The sequence below is a fragment of the Clostridium sp. J1101437_171009_A5 genome (assembly GCF_015547905.1).
In the GTDB taxonomy this organism is placed as follows: Bacteria; Bacillota; Clostridia; order Oscillospirales; family Oscillospiraceae; genus Pseudoflavonifractor_A; species Pseudoflavonifractor_A gallinarum.
The window spans coordinates 97,576-114,032 of sequence record NZ_JADMVY010000003.1 but is presented as its reverse complement, the minus strand read 5'-3'; the positions used below and the strand labels follow the sequence as shown (position 1 = coordinate 114,032).

At 61.7% G+C, this 16,457-nt stretch carries 17 protein-coding genes; 9 read left to right on the top strand and 8 right to left on the bottom strand.

All coding sequences use genetic code 11. The annotated features are described in order from the left end of the window. Positions 1-28: 28 nt before the first annotated feature. The 3 genes from ytvI (at position 29) to I2C21_RS05970 (ending at position 3,468) form a co-directional block, all read left to right on the top strand. A complete protein-coding gene (gene ytvI, locus I2C21_RS05980) occupies positions 29-1,207 on the top strand; it encodes a sporulation integral membrane protein YtvI (protein WP_180956820.1) in 1,179 nt (392 codons plus the stop codon). Positions 1,208-1,286: 79 nt separating this feature from the next. Continuing rightward, a complete protein-coding gene (locus tag I2C21_RS05975) occupies positions 1,287-2,654 on the top strand; it encodes a S1C family serine protease (protein WP_195278787.1) in 1,368 nt (455 codons plus the stop codon). 307 nt (positions 2,655-2,961) lie between these two features. Continuing rightward, a complete protein-coding gene (locus tag I2C21_RS05970; RefSeq protein WP_101692515.1) occupies positions 2,962-3,468 on the top strand; it encodes a CarD family transcriptional regulator in 507 nt (168 codons plus the stop codon). Between the two features lie 62 nt (positions 3,469-3,530). Here the strand turns inward: I2C21_RS05970 and I2C21_RS05965 are convergent, their stop codons facing one another. Genes I2C21_RS05965 through lexA form a run of 7 tightly spaced genes read right to left on the bottom strand, consistent with a single transcriptional unit; the run spans position 3,531 to position 7,913 of the window. Continuing rightward, positions 3,531-4,769 (bottom strand): uroporphyrinogen decarboxylase family protein, encoded by a 1,239-nt coding sequence (locus I2C21_RS05965; RefSeq protein WP_195278786.1) that lies wholly within the window; start codon positions 4,767-4,769, stop codon positions 3,531-3,533. A 12-nt stretch (positions 4,770-4,781) separates the two neighbouring features. Then, a complete protein-coding gene (locus I2C21_RS05960; protein WP_186963250.1) occupies positions 4,782-4,991 on the bottom strand; it encodes a DUF896 domain-containing protein in 210 nt (69 codons plus the stop codon). Positions 4,992-5,035: 44 nt separating this feature from the next. Then, complete coding sequence (locus I2C21_RS05955; RefSeq protein ID WP_195278785.1) at positions 5,036-5,842, bottom strand: YlmH family RNA-binding protein; 807 nt, start codon at positions 5,840-5,842, stop codon at positions 5,036-5,038. After that, the gene (locus tag I2C21_RS05950; protein WP_101692518.1) at positions 5,839-6,597 is read right to left on the bottom strand and encodes an exodeoxyribonuclease III; all 759 of its coding nucleotides are present in this window, start codon (positions 6,595-6,597) and stop codon (positions 5,839-5,841) included. The genes I2C21_RS05955 and I2C21_RS05950 overlap by 4 nt, the downstream gene beginning before the upstream one ends. A gap of 3 nt (positions 6,598-6,600) precedes the next feature. Further along, a complete protein-coding gene (locus I2C21_RS05945; protein ID WP_101692519.1) occupies positions 6,601-6,837 on the bottom strand; it encodes a permease of phosphate ABC transporter in 237 nt (78 codons plus the stop codon). Continuing rightward, entirely contained in the window at positions 6,834-7,292 is a 459-nt protein-coding gene (locus I2C21_RS05940) for a methylated-DNA--[protein]-cysteine S-methyltransferase (protein WP_101692520.1), read from the bottom strand. Before I2C21_RS05940 ends, I2C21_RS05945 begins: the two co-directional genes overlap by 4 nt. Positions 7,293-7,295: 3 nt before the next feature. Next, the gene (gene lexA, locus I2C21_RS05935; protein WP_101692521.1) at positions 7,296-7,913 is read right to left on the bottom strand and encodes a transcriptional repressor LexA; all 618 of its coding nucleotides are present in this window, start codon (positions 7,911-7,913) and stop codon (positions 7,296-7,298) included. A gap of 267 nt (positions 7,914-8,180) precedes the next feature. Here lexA and I2C21_RS05930 point away from each other — a divergent pair, with 267 nt between their 5' ends. The 5 genes from I2C21_RS05930 (at position 8,181) to ychF (ending at position 14,328) form a co-directional block, all read left to right on the top strand. Further along, on the top strand, positions 8,181-8,651 hold the full coding sequence (locus I2C21_RS05930; protein ID WP_145996852.1) for a MarR family winged helix-turn-helix transcriptional regulator: 471 nt from the start codon (positions 8,181-8,183) through the stop codon (positions 8,649-8,651). A 21-nt stretch (positions 8,652-8,672) separates the two neighbouring features. Then, positions 8,673-10,448 (top strand): ABC transporter ATP-binding protein, encoded by a 1,776-nt coding sequence (locus tag I2C21_RS05925; protein ID WP_195278784.1) that lies wholly within the window; start codon positions 8,673-8,675, stop codon positions 10,446-10,448. Next, positions 10,448-12,622 carry an ABC transporter ATP-binding protein gene (locus I2C21_RS05920; protein WP_195278783.1) on the top strand — a complete coding sequence of 725 codons (2,175 nt, stop codon included), beginning with the start codon at positions 10,448-10,450 and terminating at the stop codon, positions 12,620-12,622. Before I2C21_RS05925 ends, I2C21_RS05920 begins: the two co-directional genes overlap by 1 nt. A 172-nt stretch (positions 12,623-12,794) precedes the next feature. Further along, positions 12,795-13,106 (top strand): hypothetical protein, encoded by a 312-nt coding sequence (locus tag I2C21_RS05915; protein WP_193535720.1) that lies wholly within the window; start codon positions 12,795-12,797, stop codon positions 13,104-13,106. Between the two features lie 130 nt (positions 13,107-13,236). Then, the gene (gene ychF / locus I2C21_RS05910; protein WP_101692555.1) at positions 13,237-14,328 is read left to right on the top strand and encodes a redox-regulated ATPase YchF; all 1,092 of its coding nucleotides are present in this window, start codon (positions 13,237-13,239) and stop codon (positions 14,326-14,328) included. Positions 14,329-14,902: 574 nt separating this feature from the next. Here ychF and I2C21_RS05905 read toward each other — a convergent pair. Beyond that, positions 14,903-15,568, bottom strand: a complete 666-nt coding sequence (locus I2C21_RS05905) for a Crp/Fnr family transcriptional regulator (protein ID WP_186963195.1) — start codon at positions 15,566-15,568, stop codon at positions 14,903-14,905. Positions 15,569-15,680: 112 nt separating this feature from the next. Here I2C21_RS05905 and I2C21_RS05900 point away from each other — a divergent pair, with 112 nt between their 5' ends. After that, positions 15,681-16,388 (top strand): ATP-binding protein, encoded by a 708-nt coding sequence (locus tag I2C21_RS05900; protein ID WP_195278782.1) that lies wholly within the window; start codon positions 15,681-15,683, stop codon positions 16,386-16,388. Positions 16,389-16,457 lie beyond the last annotated feature (69 nt).

The window sequence follows — 16,457 nt, the reverse complement described above, 5'->3', positions numbered from 1 at the left end:
TACACCAACAGAAATGGGAGGTCTTTCCATGGAAGATCAGGAACTCTCCTGGCGGGAGCGGGGCCGGCTCTGGATGCGCCTTGGCATCCGGCTATTGCTCACCCTGCTTGTACTGGCCGCGCTGGCCCTGGCGGGGCCAGCCCTGCTGTCCCTCTTTATGCCCTTTGTACTGGCCTTTGTGGTGGCCTGGCTCCTCAATCCCCTGGTGCGGGGAATCCAGCGGCGGCTGGGGATCTCCCGTAAATTTCTCTCCCTGGTGCTCATTCTTCTGATCCTGGCGGTGGCGGGGGGCGTACTGGTGGCCTTTATCTGGAACATCGCCCAGGAGATTATCTCCCTCTATGAGGACTGGAGCTCCATCTCCACCGCGCTTCAGGAGGCGCTCTCCTCTCTGGATCACGCCTTCTCCCGCTTTATGTCCCTGATTCCGGCCGATATCCGTACCGCCAGCGACGCCTATCTGGAGAGCCTCTTTACCTGGCTCCAGGGGGCTGTGACCACCGCCCTGGGCAGCTCGGCGGCCTATGCCACCCGGATCGCCAAGCAGGTTCCCTCCTTCGCGGTGGGCACCGTGGTCTTTTTGATGGGCTCCTATTACCTGACGGCCGACTATCCCCACATCCGCTATCTGGTCTCCAAGCGCTTTACCGGCCGTTCCCGCCACTTTTTGCAGGAGGTGCGGCAGGCCGCTCTCTCCGCCTTCGGCGGCTATGTGAAGGCCGAGTTTATCCTCTCGGTGGGGGTCTTTTTCATCCTGCTGGCGGGCTTTACCATCATTGGACAGCCCTATACGCTGCTGCTGGCCTTTCTTCTGGCCATTATGGACTTTATCCCCATCATCGGTGCGGGCACCGTCATGGTGCCCTGGGCGGTGGTGGACCTGGCCCTGGGAAATCTCCGGGAGTCCATTGAGCTCATGGTAATCTGGGGCCTGATCGCGCTCTTCCGCCGGGTGGGAGAGCCCAAGGTGGTGGGCGATCAGACCGGGCTTCCCCCCGTGGTCTCCCTGATCAGCATCTATGTGGGCATGCAGCTGGCCGGCGTGCTGGGGATGATCCTGGGCCCGGTGGTCTGTATGGTGGTACTCAACATCTGCCGGCTGGGGATTTTTAACCCCGTGCTGGAGGACATCCGCCTGGCAGCCGCTGATCTCTCCGCCTTTTTGAAGCACCGTCCAGGCGGGGATACGAATTCAAAAAACGTGTAAAGTTTCTTCACGCTTTGGACATATTTTGTGGGTATCCTAAGAGCAGTTCAAGAGAGAACCCTCAAAAGGAGCGAGTGTTATGTTTGACAATCAGGAATTTCGTCCCCAGTCCGATGGACCGGATACCAATCCCATAGAGACCACCCAGTTCCACGTACACAGCGACCCCTGGGATACCGGCGCCCAGCCCCCCAAGCCGCCCCGCAAGAAAGGCGGCATGGCCGGCAAAGTCGTAGCCCTCGGCCTGTGCTGCGCCCTGGTCGGCGGTCTGGTGGGCGGCGGAAGCGCCTGGTACATCTCCCGCTCTTCCAACAATACCGTCCTCTATGAGGGCGGGAATCACCCCACCGTCAATGTAGATACCACCAGCGTCAAGTCGGGCGAGGCCATGACCCCCGCCCAGCTCTATGCCGCCAATGTGGATGCCTGTGTGGGTATCACCACTGAGGTCAACACCAATGTCTACGGCTATGTGGTGCAGGGCGCCGCCGCCGGTTCCGGCTTCGTGATCTCCTCGGACGGCTATATCGTCACCAACTACCACGTCATCAAGGACGCCACCTCCATCAAGGTCGCCTTTGTGGACGGCCAGACCTATGACGCCAAGCTGGTGGGCGGCGAGGCCGAGAACGATGTGGCCGTGCTCAAGATCGAGGCCACCGGCCTCCACGCGCTCACCCTGGGCGATTCCGACTCCCTGGTGGTGGGTGAGCCGGTCTACACCATCGGCAACCCCCTGGGTGAGCTGACCTGGTCCCTCACCGACGGCCTGGTCTCGGCCAAGGACCGCTCGGTCACCACCAGCGAGGGGCAGACCATGAATATGCTCCAGACCAACACCGCCATCAACTCCGGTAACTCCGGCGGCCCCCTCTTCAACGCCTACGGAGAAGTGGTGGGCATCACCTCCGCCAAGCTCTCCAGCAACGGCGACTCCTCGGAGGCCAGCATCGAGGGTCTGGGCTTCGCGATCCCCATCAACGATGTGCGCAGCATGATCACCGACATCATTGAGCACGGCTATGTCACCGGAAAGCCCAATGTGGGCATCCTGATGACCGATGTGCCCGACTACGCCACCAAGTACGGCGTGCCCGCCGGTGCCTCGGTGGAGGCCGTCCTCGAGGGCTCCTGCGCTGAGAAGGCCGGCATCCAGAAGGGCGACATCATCTGCGCTGTGGACGGCACGGAGGTGGATTCCAGCACCGCGCTGAAGGACGCCGTGCGGGATAAAAAGGCCGGCGATACCGTCACCTTCACCATTTACCGCGACGGGGAGAAGCAGGACCTCTCCGTGGTCCTGGATGAGGACAACCAGGAGCGGCAGAACGCCCTGAGCGACCTGCAGGAAGAGCTTAGCCAGGAGAAGCTGGAGGCCTCTCAGCAGCAACAGCAGTCCCAGCAGAACAACGGCTACTACAATTGGCCCTTTGGTTTCGGCTATTGATCCAACTGGATATTTCCCCTCTTTCTCAAGTCAGGCGGTCCGGTCAAAGCAGCAGACCGGGCCGCCTGTTCTATTCTGCGGTGTCCCCTGCGCCGCATGCTTTTCCGCAGAAAAAGTTTTCTTTTTTATGATCTGTTCTATTTTTATTTCTATCTTATTTTTGTGTATATTATGCTGTATATGACTCATTTTCCGCAAATATAAAAATAAAAAGTTTTTATATTTTTATTTTTTCTTCATTTAATATAGAAAAGTATCTCCATTCTGTGGTATACTATATAATATTAATAGAAGAGGAGGCCAACTCATGTATCCCGTTGGATCGTTGCTTGTGTACGGCCGGAACGGCGTCTGCCGTGTCCGGGAGATCGCCACAAGGCCCGGCAATGGAGAGGCACCTGAGCGGCTCTATTACACGCTCAAGCCGCTCTATACCACCGAGACCATCATCATCCCTGTGGACACCAAGGTCGCGCTGCGCCCTGTGCTGACCCGGGGGCAGGCCGAGGAACTGGTGCGCAGCATTCCCTCCATCGAGACTGAGGCCATCCGCATCACCAGTCTCCCCGCCCTGTCCCGCTATTATCAGGATGCCTATCAGACCTCCGACTGTGTGGAGCTCCTCCGCCTCATCAAGAGCATTCATGAGAAAAACCGCTCGGCCACCGACAACGGGCGCAAGCCCGGCAAGCTGGATGAGCGCTATCTCCGTCTGGCCGAAGATCAGCTCTACGGTGAGCTGTGCGTCGCCCTGGATTTAGAGCGGGAAGAGGTCCCGTCCTATATCCGTGAGGTGCTGGCCAGCGCCTCCTGAAGCGCCACACATGCAGAAAGCCCCGCTCTCGAAAACGAGAGCGGGGCTTTTTTGTTCCGGGCTCAATAGCGCCCATACTGGAGGGTGGTGTCAAACCACGCCTCCAGATTCTCCTCTTTGTAGTGGTCCAGCACGATGGAGCAGTCCATCAGGAAGCCGCCGCCGGGGGCACAGGTGTCCAGCAGGCGCCGGGTCTCGTCCACCACCTCGTGGGGCTTGCCGTAGAGCAGGAGGGAGGTGGGGAGGTTGCCGCAGATGCAGGCGGTGTCGCCCAGCACTGCCTTGGCCCGGGCGATGTCCACCTGCTCAAACATGTAGATGACCTTGCCCCGGGGGACCTCCCGCAGGACTTCCAGGCGGGTGTCATACTTGCCCTCGCAGAACACATAGGGGATCATGCCGCAGTCGATGATCTCCTCCATCACCCGCCGCAGGGAGGGCCAGTAGAAGGTGCGGTAATCCTCCAGGCTCATGAAGTCGTCCGTACCGCCGTGGAGGGGCATAAAGCAGTACTTGGAGCCGGTGTTCTTCAGGCGGCGCACATTCTGCAGGGCGTACTCCGTCATGATGTCGATGGCCGCCGTCACCTTCTCCGGGATCTCATAGAGGTCCATGGGCACATTCAAAAAGCCCCGGATGTTGTCGGCCAGCATGTCATAGGGGGCGTTCTGCCCCGCCAGCGCACCCAGAGGGGTCTGACAGGCCAGGGCGGTCTCCCGCAGGAGGGCGGAGTTCCGCTGCCACTCCACCGCCTGCTCTCCGGCGAACATGAGGGTCAGAAGGGCCTGCCGGACCTCCGGATCGGCAAAGGCCGCCATGGATGCATAGTGACCGAACTCCACCACCTCGTGGAAGTTCAGCTTGGCCAGCCCCGCCAGCTTCTTGTGCTTGCGGGGAAAGACCTTGGTCATGCAGAAGTGAGAGGGGTCCCGGAGGAACTCGTCGTACTCGTCCTCCTCCATATAGGTGCCGTCTACGATCTGGAAACCCTGGTTCAGGGGCACGCCGCAGGTGGCGCCCGGCCAGCGGATGGCGGTAGTCCCCAGGGTCTCCATCATGGGGATGGGGTAGCCCGAGCCGGCCCAGAACAGGTCGCAGGGATAGGTCTGCAAAAATTTCTCCACACCAGGCCGGAGAAGACGGGCGTCGTTGAGCGCCTCATACCGGTCAATGCCGGCGGTCTGGGCGTAGGCCATGCCAATCTTAGGGGCCATGGGGACCCGGTCGCCCTCCCGCAGGGCGACGGCCGCATCCACCCGGGCGATGCGCTGTTCCAGGTTATTTTCCGTTGTCAATACCATGGGGTGCTCCTCTCAGTCGTCCTTGTGTGTGACCCGGTGCTTGGTGCCGTCGGGCTCTACGATATAGGTATTCTCCAGCTGGCCCACCAGGTTGGCCCGCACCGAGGCGATATAGGCCCGGCGGAGGATGTCCCGCTCCTCCACCTCCGCGGGGGTGAGGCCCTCCGGCGTCTTCGCCTTACGGGCCAGCTCATTGATCCGGTCGATCTGCGCTTGTGTAATCATAAGGGATGTTCCTTTCTTCGTTGGGTTGGGGGGGGAGGGGATTACAGATAGCGCTCCAGCACCACCATGATCCGGCCTTTTTTGGAACGGCCGCCCAGCTCCCGGACGGTGGCCTTGCCCAGTCCCCGGCAGGAGAGCACGTCCCCTTCTTCCACCGCCTTGTCGGCCTTGGTGCACTCCCGGTGGTTGAGCTGTACCCGCCCCGCGGAGATAAAGTCCGCCGCCTTGCTCCGGGAGGTGGAAAAGGCGCAGGCCACCAGGGCGTCCAGCCGGGGGGTGGCTACCGTGTCCCGGATGGTCTTGATGCGCACCTCCGGCGGAGAAATCTGGGAGAGGGAAATGGGTCCCGTCTTGAGGCGGGTCCGCCCGGCACTGTCCAGATGGAGGAGCAGGTAGTCCGCCAGCTCTTCCAGCACCAGCACGTCACAGCTCTCCGGTCCCACCAGCAGGTCGCCCACCTTCTCCCGGGTGATCCCCTGGCCCAGGATGGCTCCCAGGATGTCCCGGTGGGTAAGTCCTCCGTCGGCGTTATAGGTACAGCGCAGGGCCTTCACCGGCCCCTCATCCGCCATGGCCAGGGCCAGGGCATCCTCCGGCTCCTGCCAGTCGGGGAGGAAGAGACAGATGGTCCGCTCCGCCCCCGGGTACCCGCCGAAGAACAGGTGAGGGGGATGGCCGTTGGCCGCGATCAAGTTTTCCACACTGACCCGCTCCGATGGGGATAAAAAGCCGGTGGCCGCCGGGATGTTCTTGCGCCGGGCGGTCTCCAGCTTGTCCAGGGCCCGGGCCAGGAGGAGCCGCTCCTCCCCGTCCCGGGCCAGCTTGTCCAGTTGTTCGGTCTTGGTCATGGCTCTCTCAGCTCCAGCTCCACGGGGCAGTGGTCGCTGCCCATCACCTCAGGCAGGATGCGGCTGTCGGCGATCCGCTCCCGCAGGCGGTCGGAGACGATAAAATAGTCGATTCTCCAACCCGCGTTCTTTTCCCGGGCATGGTACATATAGGACCACCAGGAGTAGGCCCCCGTCACCTCGGGATAGAGCCAGCGGAAGGTATCGGTAAAGCCGGCGGAGAGCAGCTCGGTCATCTTACCCCGCTCCTCATCGGTAAAACCGGCGTTGCCCCGGTTGGATTTGAAGTTTTTCAGGTCGATGTCCTGATGGGCCACATTCAGGTCCCCGCAGAGGATGACCGGCTTTTGCCCGTCCAATCCCTTCAGATAGGCGCGGAAGGCGTCCTCCCACTCCATGCGGTAGGCAAGGCGGGTCAGCTCCCGCTGGGCGTTGGGGGTATAGCAGCACACCAGGAAGAAATCCTCATACTCGGCGGTGATGACCCGCCCCTCCGTGTCGTGCTCCGGCATGCCGATGCCGTAGGTGACAGAAAGCGGCTCCTTCCGGGTAAACACGGCGGTACCGGAATAGCCCTTTTTCTCTGCCGAGTTCCAGTACTGATGGTAGCCGGGCAGCTCCAGCTCGATCTGATGGGGCTGGAGCTTGGTCTCCTGCAGGCAGACCACATCCGCGTCCGCCTGGTGGAAAAAGTCCAGAAAGCCCTTGCCCAGGCAGGCGCGCAGTCCGTTGACGTTCCAGGAAATCAGTTTCAAAGATCAGTCCTCCCGCCCGCTCAGGGCACGGCCCAGGTGGGGCAGAAAACGCAGCACCAGGGGAATATAGGCGGCCACAAAGAGGACCGCCGCCCCCAGCGCGGCCCACTTGCGCCCCCGCTTGGGAACGGCCAGGCCCAGCAGCATTCCCATGGCGCACAGGCAGAACTTGACCAGGGCCATGTCTCTCCAGTCCATCTCGGCAATACAGGCATTTCCGGCTTCCAGCAGACGTTTCATCGTGCTCCCTCCAGTTCCAGTAGTTTTTCTTTCAGGTCCAGCCCCCCGCCGTAGCCGGTGAGCTTCCCCGATGCGCCGATTACTCGGTGGCAGGGGATGAAAATGGGCAGGGGATTGCGGTGATTGGCCTGTCCCACGGCCCGCACCGCCTTGGGCTTTCCGATCCCGGCGGCCACCTGGGCATAGGAACGGGTCTCACCGTAGGGGATGCGCCTCAGCTCGGCCCAGACAGCCTGCTGAAAGGGGGTTCCCATGGGGTCCAGGGGCAGGTCAAAGGAGCGCCGCTCCCCCCGCAGATAGGCCAGGATCTCGTCACGGCCCTTCGAGAGCAGGGGCGTCTCCCGGCTGACCAGGCGCGGGATCCCCTCTCCGGGGAGGAAGAGGCGAGTCAGCGCGCCGCTCTCCTCCGCCAGGGCCATCTGCCCCAACGGCGTATCAAACACCAGGAATTCCATGACTTAATACCGCCGCACCACGGCCACCACTTTCCCCAGGATCTGGGCAAAGGTGCCGTCAATGGGCTCGTAGTCCGGGTTCTCCGGCATAAGCCAGGTCTTTCCATCCTTCCGGCGGAGGGTCTTGACCGTGGCCTCATCCTCAAAGAGGGCCACCACGATCTCGCCGCTGCGGCACTCCTGCTGCCGGTGGACCACCACCAGGTCCCCGGGGAGGATGCCCGCACGGAGCATGGATTCTCCCCGCACCCGCAGGGCAAAATACTCCCCGGCGCGGCCGCCGGTATCAAAGGTGAGATAATCCTCCACGCACTCCTCGGCCAGAATGGGCGCGCCGGCCGCCACATTGCCCACCACGGGCACCCGGTCGGGCCGGGGATCCAGCTCCTCCAGGACCGGATGGGCGGGCGCGCCCACCACGGTGATGGCCCGGGTCTTGCCCTCGGCCTTCGTGATGAGTCCCGCCCCTTCCAGTCCCTTCAGGTGGAAGTGGACGGTGGAGGGGGACTTGAGTCCCACTTCTTCGCCGATCTCCCGCACCGACGGGGGATACCCGTGCTCGGCCTGGAAGGCGATGATAAATTCATAAATCTGCTGTTGCTTGGGGGAAAGCGCCTTCATGGCAGGTCCCTCCTGTTCTATTCGACTGCTCCCCGCACCGATGCGGGGAGAACCTAAATCCTTATCTGGTGCTATTTTATCATACCCCCACCCAAAACGCAAACGTGCGTTCTAAGCGTCTCGGTTTGGGCAGCCCTTTGGTTGTCATAAAATTTTTACAATTTTTTGGTTGACAAATCGATCTTGCCTCCGTAAAATAAGTAAGCCCCCTAATCATTAGTATACTGATGATTTGGGACTCTTTCACCGGACGGGAGGTGATCTCGATTGAAACCCAACTGTAAAATGCCTGGCATCCTGTTTCACGCCCTGCACCGGGCCCATCAGAAACGGGCTCAGGCACAGCTCAACGCCGGCGGTCTGGAGGATCTGGGTTCTCCTCCCATGCTCTTTCTGATCCGCCACTGGAGCGAGCAGGGGAAGCTGGCCTCTCAGAAGGAATTGGCCGATGCCCTGCACGTCACGCCGGCCACCGTGGCCATGTCCCTCAAATCCCTGGAGCGGAGCGGATATGTGGAAAAGAGGGGAGACCCCTCCGACCAGCGGTGCAAGCGGATCGCGATCACTCCAAAGGGGAGCCGGGCCGTTGAGCAGTGCTTTACGATCCTGGGGCAGGTGGATGAGCAGATGTTCGACGGGTTCTCCCCCGAAGAACAGGAGCAGCTCAACAGCTACCACCGCCGGATGCTCCGCAACCTCCGCGGCAGTGATTTTCAAGGCCCGGATGACTTCTGTTAGGAAAGGATGGAACAAGAAGGTATGTTTCGAAAACTGCTTCCATACCTGGGTGAGTACAAGAAATACGCCATACTCACCCCGCTGATGGCGATCCTGGAGGTGGCCTGCGAACTGGCTCTCCCCCGGCTCATGGCCGCCATCGTGGATGTAGGCATTGTCAATCAGGATCTGGCCTACATTCTTCAGACCGGCCTGGGTATGCTGATCCTGGCCATGTTCAGCATGACCTGCGGCATGTTCTGCGCCAAATTCGCCGCAATCAGCGCCCAGGGCTTTGGCGCCAATCTGCGCCGTGGCCTCTTCAATCAGATCCAGGAATTTTCCTTTGCCGACATTGACCGCTTCTCCTCGGCCTCCCTCATCACCCGCACCACCAACGACGTCAACGCCATTCAGATGATGGTGGCTATGGCCCTGCGGATGCTGGTGCGGGCCGTGGTGATGCTGGTGGCCGCTCTCGCGGTGGCTATCACCATCAATGCCCAGCTCACCCTGGTGATGGCGGTCATCATTCCGCTGATGGCGCTGGCCATCGGCCTGCTCATGCGCACGTGCAGCAAGCTCTTTGACCGCATGCAGCGGCGCATCGATGCCCTCAACAACACCACCCAGGAGAACCTGGTGGCCATCCGGGTGGTGAAGGCCTTCGTGCGGCAGGTCCATGAGAAGGCCAAGTTCAAGAAATCCAATGACGAGCTGACGGCCGCCACCATGAAGGTGGATATGACCGTGGTCCTCATCCTGCCCATCATGACTCTGAGCATGAACGCGGCCACCACCGCCGTGCTCTACATCGGCGGCGGCCAGGTCATGGGCGGCACCATGCTCATCGGCGATCTGAGCTCCTTTATCACCTACATCTTCCAGATCCTGATGAGCGTCATGATGCTCTCCATGAGTCTGCTCCAGCTCTCCCGCGCCATCGCCTGCGCCCGGCGCATCGACGAGGTGCTGGAGACCCGCCCCTCCATCCGGGACGGCGCCCGGCGGCCTCTGCCTGCGGGCTATGTGCCCAAGGCGGAAGAGCGGGACCTCTATCTGGAGGCTCCCCGGGGCGAGGTGGAGTTCCGCAATGTCTCCTTCAAGTATCAGGCTCAGGGCTCGGGCGACGACGTACTGGAGGACCTGAACTTCCAGGTCAGGCCCGGCGAGTTCCTGGCCATCGTGGGCGGCACCGGTACCGGCAAGTCCTCTCTGGTCAACCTGATCCCCCGGTTCTACGATGTGACCGAGGGCGCGGTGCTGGTGGACGGCGTGGATGTGCGCGAATATCCCCTGGATGAGCTGCGCGCCCGCATCGGCATGGTGCTCCAGAAAAACGTGCTCTTCTCGGGTACCATCCGGGAGAACCTCCTGTGGGGCCGTCCCGACGCCACCGAGGAGGAGATGATCCAGGCCGCCAAGAACGCCCAGGCCTATGACTTTGTCATGAACCTGCCCGACGGCTTTGACACCATGCTGGACCAAGGCGGCACCAACGTCTCGGGCGGTCAGAAACAGCGGCTGTGTATTGCCCGGGCCATGCTGCGCCATCCCTCCATCCTGATCCTGGATGACTCCACCTCCGCCGTGGACTCGGCCACCGAGGGTCTCATCCGTGCCTCCTTTAAGGAAAACCTGGCGGGCACCACCGTGATCATCATTGCCCAGCGCATCTCCTCGGTGCAGTATGCCGACCGGATCCTGGTCCTGGATGACGGCCGGATCAACGGCATCGGCACCCATGAGGAGCTCATGGCCACGAACCAGATCTATCAGGAGATCTATCAGTCTCAGCAGGAAGGAGTGAAGGAGTAATGGCCAATACACACGGCGCGCCCCGGCGGGGCCCGGGAGCCCACGGCGGCTTTGAAAAGCCCAAGGACCTGAAGCGGACGGTCTCCCGCCTGCTGGGCTACCTTACCAAGCGGAAGTGGCCTCTTTTTCTGGTGCTGGTGTGCCTGCTGCTCTCGGTAGGCACCAACATTGGCGGCTCCACCTTCATCAACCTCATCATCATCAACAACATCGCCTACGGCGGCTATACCGGCCCCATGGACCTCCTTGTGGATATCCTCAAGCTGGTTGGCATCTATCTGGTGGGCGTGGTGGCGGTCTACGCCCAGTCGGCCATCATGGTCCAGCTGGCCCAGCGGGGCACCAACCGCCTGCGCAAAGACCTCTTTGACCACCTCCAGACCCTTCCGCTGTCCTACTTCGACAAGCACACCCACGGCGAGCTCATGAGCCGCTTCACCAACGACGCCGACTATGTCCAGATGGCTCTGGAGCAGAGTCTGGTCTCCCTGGTCTCCAGCGCTATCATGTTCGTGGGCATCGTAGTGGTCATGCTGGTGGTGAGCCCTCTGCTCTTCCTGGTATCTGTTCTGACTCTGGGCTCCACCTTCCTGGTCTTCAAGGTCTTCGGCGGACGCAGCCGCCGGTATTACAAGAAGCAGCAGGATGCCCTGGGTGATGTCAACGGCAACATCCAGGAGATGATCGAGGGCCTCAAGGTGGTCAAGGCCTTTACCCATGAGGAGCAGGCCAAGGAGCAGTTCCAGGGCCTCAATGAGACCTACCGGGATGCGGCTACCAACGCTAGCTTCTATTCCACCGCAGTCATGCCCATCTCCATGAACATTATGAACGTGGGCTATGCCCTCACCGCCGCTTTCGGCGGCGTGCTCTCCCTGCTGGCCGGGTTCAAGCTGGGCTCCTTTACCCTGTATCTGGGCTACTGCCGTCAGGTAGGCCAGCCTCTGAGCCAGATCTCCCAGCAGCTGACCACCATCCTGTCCGCCCTGGCGGGCGCCGAGCGCATCTTTGACGCCATGGACGCCCAGCCTGAGGAGGACCAGGGCGTGGTCACCCTGGTCCCGGCCGAGAAGGACGCCAACGGCACCCTCTCTGCCCACACCGGCTCCGGCCATCCCCACACCTGGGCCTGGAAGACGCCCCGCACCGCCGCCATGTCCCTGGTTCCCGTCCTCCGGGAAGAGGGGAACCTCATCGAGCTGGGGCAGGCCGTCCGGGCAGGAGAGGGGCTCAAGCTCCTGCCCCCCCATCAGGATTCGGAGGAGAGCCTCTGGGTGCGGGTGGAGGCCGACGGGGCCCTGACTCCCATCGCCGACCTGTCCCTGCTCTCCGCACACGGCTGGGCCTGGAAATACGCCGATCCCAACGGTAAGACCACCCTCCACCTTATCCGGGGCACGGTGCGCAATGTGCCTGGCGAGGACTACTACCTCACCGAGCTCAAGGGCGCGGTCCGCTTCGCCGATGTGGACTTCTCCTATGTGCCCGGAAAGCGCATCCTGAAAGAGATCAATGTCTATGCCAACCCCGGCCAGAAGATCGCCTTCGTGGGCTCCACCGGCGCGGGCAAGACTACCATCACCAACCTCATCAACCGGTTCTATGAGATCGAAGGCGGCATGATCACCTTTGACGGCATCAACGTCCAGTCCATCCGGAAGGACGATCTCCGCCACGCCCTGGGCGCGGTGCTCCAGGATACCCACCTCTTCACCGGCACCATCATGGACAACATCCGCTACGGCCGGCTGGACGCCACCGATGAGGAGTGCATTGAGGCCGCCAAGATCGCCAATGCCCACTCCTTCATCCGCCGCCTGCCCGACGGGTACAACACCTTCGTCACCGGCGACGGCGGCAACCTGAGCCAGGGCCAGCGGCAGCTGCTGGCCATTGCCCGGGCGGCGGTGGCCGATCCCCCGGTCATGATCCTGGACGAGGCCACCTCCTCCATCGATACCCGGACCGAGGCCCTCATCGCCCAGGGCATGGACGCCCTGATGGAGGGCCGCACCGTCTTCGTCATCGCCCACCGCCTCTCCACCGTGCGCAATTCCGACTGCATCGTGGTCATCGAGCACGGCGAGATCGAGGAGAAGGGCTCTCACGAGGAGCTTCTGGAGCAGAAGGGACGCTACTACCAGCTCTACACCGGACAGTTCCAGCTCTCCTGAGCCGATCTTTTTTCCGGCCCCCGGTACGGGGGCCGGATTTTTATTTACAGGAGCAAGCCTCCATGATAAAATTTGACAAAAGGAGGGGCTTCCCATGCATTGATGGTATGTTTCACCGCAGATATCATCCATTTATGTGGTATGTATAGGTCGGTTGAAGGAGGTGGCCCCTGTGAGTAAGCGGACCATCGGATATATCGTCTACTATGTCCTCTTTGCACTCTTCGCCATTTACGGCACCGTGAAGCACTGGCCCATGCAGATCTTTGTGGCCATCATCCTGCTGGTGGAGATCCTATGCTGTGTGGGTACGGATGGCACCATGAGCAACCTGAGCTATTACACCAGAAGTCCCACCGTCGCTTCCGAAGCCCCACCCCCTAAACGGGATATTTCCAGTCTGCCCTTTGTCTCCTCTCTGTTAATCCTCCTGCCGCCCATCCTGTATTTTGTGATTTACACGGTGGTGTGGTGCCTGCTGTAAGGGGTTTGGCGGCCCCCGGCTCTCTGAGAGAGCCGGGGGCTTTTTTGCACGCAGCCTTGTGTTTTGCCCCGGTATCCAGTATAATAGATAGGCTAATTTCGTATTTTCACACCGAAAGGACGTCTTTGATATGAAGCTCGGCATCGTGGGTCTCCCCAACGTGGGCAAATCGACCCTCTTCAACGCCATCACCAACGCCGGCGCGGAGAGCGCCAACTACCCCTTCTGCACCATCGACCCCAACGTGGGCGTGGTGGCCGTGCCCGACGCGCGGCTGGACTGGCTCTCGGACTTCTACAAGCCCAAAAAGACTACCCCCGCCGTCATCGAGTTCGTGGACATCGCTGGCCTCGTGAAGGGCGCCTCCCGGGGCGAGGGCCTGGGCAACAAGTTCCTGGCCAACATCCGGGAGACCAACGCCATTGTCCATGTGGTGCGCTGCTTTGACGACGAGAACGTCATCCACGTGGAGGGTTCCACCGATCCCGTCCGCGACATCGGCATCATCGACATCGAGCTCATCATGGCCGACGTGGAGATGGTGGAGCGGCGCATCGACAAGGCCCAGAAGGCCGCCAAGAGCGATAAGAAGTTCCTCCACGAGGTGGAGCTCTTCACCGCCCTGCGGGACTGGATGAACGACGGCAACTCTGCCCGCTCCTTCCAGTGTGACGAGGAGGACCGGGCCATCATCGCCACCAGCGAGCTGCTCTCTCTCAAGCCCATCATCTACGCCGCCAACCTGGATGAGGATGGCTTTGCCGACTACCAGAACGTCTCCTACTACAAGCAGGTAGAGGAGATCGCCGCCAAGGAGGGGGCCCAGGTTATCCCTGTGTGCGCCAAGCTGGAGGCCGAGATCGCCGAGCTGGACGGGGAAGAGAAGGCCATGTTCCTGGAGGATCTGGGTATCCAGGAGTCCGGTCTGGACCGCCTCATCAAGGCCAGCTACACCCTGCTGGGCCTCATCTCTTTCCTCACCGCCGGTGAAGACGAGTGCCGCGCCTGGACCATCACCAACGGCACCAAGGCCCCCCAGGCCGCCGGTAAGATCCACACCGACTTTGAGCGTGGCTTCATCCGCGCCGAGGTGGTGGCCTTTGAGGATCTGAAGGCCAACGGCTCCATGAACGCCGCCAAGGAGAAGGGCCTGGTCCGCTCCGAGGGCAAGGAGTATGTCATGCACGATGGCGACATCGTCCTCTTCCGCTTCAACGTGTAAGCGTAAAAAACAAGTAACCCCCGGGGTACGGAGATTTTCCGTGCCCCGGGGGTTTTTATAATGGGAAGTGCGCCTGTTCGGCGGGCATCACCTGCCCGGCGAGGGCACCGCTTTCTTTTCCGTAAGAAAGCGGTGGGAAAGAACGGGCCGGGGGATGGTTCCCCCGGCGCCCCCTCAAGTACGCCCCAACGGGCTGGGCTCAAGTCTCTGCGATTGCAAAGGTCGGTTGTGCCAAAGGCAATGGCGTTTGCCTATGAGGTACCTGGTGAGCCTGGTAGTAAACTGGGTACTCTCTCCCGACGGCAGTCGAAGTTGGAGACTACCAAAAGCGCCAGACCAAAACCTCTCGTCAGCGGCGGAAAGCTTCCCCGGATGTGGGTACGCACCCCGCAGACGCTGGTCTGCCGTCGCCGCCGGGGGTGCACTGAGGGGGAGGTCCGGAGGGGGAAGCGTCCTCGTTCCCCCTCCGGCGTTTTCTTTCCCCCCTCTTTCTTTTTGAAAAGAAAGAGGGGTTCCCGCCGAACAGGCGGCCCGCGCGGCGAGCGCAGCAAATGCCCCCGCCTAGTAGGCATAATTACGGCTCTTCCTTCAGCTCAAAGAGGTTCTTGTGAAAGTCCAGGATCCCCTCCCGGCGCATTTTCCCCAGCTCAGCGGAGAGGGCACTGCGGTCCACGGCCAGGTAGTCGGCCAGCCCCTGCCGGTCAAAGGGAATGGCAAAGCGGGCCGTCCCCGCCCGCTGGGCCTGCCAGGACAAATAGGCGAGGACCTTGCTGCGGGTGGTGCGCTGGGAGACCTGGTCGATCTTGCTGCTGAGCAGACGGTTTTTCTGGGCCAGCACGCCCACCAGATTGTGGATCAGCCGGGCGTGGAAGGGGCAGGAGGAGGGGCACACCGTCAGAATCCGCTCCACATCCAGGAAGACGATCTCGCTCTCCTCCACCGCCTGGACGCTGACCCCCAGAGGCTCCTCTCCGCAGGCGTAGGCCTCTCCGAAGAGGTCGCCGGGCCCGGCCTGGCCCTGGATGCTCCGGTTGCCCCAGAAGTCGTCCCGCAGGATGTGTACCGCTCCGGAGCGCACCACGCCCACCTCCCGTACGGCGCGGCCCTCCTCCCAGATCATACACCCCTTTTCATAGTGTGCCGACCGGGCCTGGAGACAGTTCCACATAGCCGAGAGCTCCCCGGCGGACACGCCCCGGAAGAGGGGACAGGGGAGAAGGGATGCTGCCAATGATTCCATGATTACCTCCGTTGGATTTCCAACCGCTTTTTTTCTCTTACCATAGTATACTCAGAGCACAAAGTCAAGAAAAAGGCGGCGAAGCCGCCCATCGCTGAGGGAGGAAATCACTATGGTCCGCAAGATCATTCACATCGACGAGGAGGCCTGCAACGGCTGCGGAGCCTGCGCCAAGGCCTGCCACGAGGGGGCCATCGGCATGGTAAACGGCAAGGCCCGCCTGCTGCGGGACGACTACTGCGACGGTCTGGGGGACTGCCTGCCCGCCTGTCCCGTCAATGCTATCACCTTTGTAGAGCGGGAAGCCGCCCCCTACGACCAGGCCGCTGTTCTGGCCCGGCAGGCGGCCGCCAAGGCCGCCCAGTCTGCACCCCTGCCCTGCGGCTGTCCCGGCAGCGCCGCCCGGTCCCTCTCCCGTCCGGCTCGGACGGCCGCGCCTGCTCCCGCCCAGCAGGAGAGTGAGCTCATGCAGTGGCCGGTCCAGATCAAGCTGGTCCCCACCCGGGCCCCCTGGCTGGACGGGGCCAAGCTCCTGGTGGCCGCCGACTGCACTGCCTACGCCTACGCCAACTTCCACCGGGACTTCATCCGTGGAAAAATTACCCTGGTGGGCTGTCCCAAGCTGGACAGCGTGGATTACAGCGAAAAGCTCACCGAAATTCTGGCCAACAACGATATCCAGAGCGTCACCGTGGTGCGCATGGAGGTCCCCTGCTGCGGCGGGATCGAGCTGGCGGTCAAGCAGGCCCTCCAGCGCAGCGGCAAATTCCTCCCCTGGCAGGTGGTGACCATCTCCACCCAGGGCGAGATCCTGCCCTGATCTCTCCGCACGTTTCCAAAAACGCTTCCTGGTTTTCCACATACTCCCCGCTCCTTTCACATATAGTTA